Here is a 307-nt window from a genome sequence, read left to right as displayed (position 1 = left end):
TGCTGCTGGCTGTAACGCTTGGCCCCGGTGTGGATGCCCAGATCCGCCGGGCTGGTGTGGGCGAAATCGCCGCCGGTGTGGCAGCGGATGCGCTGGGCTCCGCACTGGCCGAACAGGCTGCGGAGGCCGCTGAGGCTGAGCTGCGCCAGTGGGCCGCCCGGCAGGGAAAGTATCTGACGGGGCTCTATTCCCCGGGCTACGGGGACTGGCCCCTTGCCGTGCAGCCGCTGTTGGCAGCCGCGCTGGACACCGCCCGCCGCGCCGGGCTCTGTGTCACGGAAAACAACCTAATGACCCCCCGCAAGAG

Annotated in this window: 1 pseudogene; it reads left to right on the top strand. The window is 70.0% G+C overall.

Annotated features, from left to right (window positions below):
- Positions 1-307: pseudogene (locus tag P0G09_RS18020) on the top strand (methionine synthase); the annotation flags it as partial.

The sequence above is a fragment of the Faecalibacterium sp. DFI.5.82 genome, assembly GCF_029076575.1.
Taxonomy (GTDB): Bacteria; Bacillota; Clostridia; order Oscillospirales; family Ruminococcaceae; genus Faecalibacterium; species Faecalibacterium duncaniae.
This window is presented reverse-complemented; position numbering and strand designations above follow the sequence as displayed.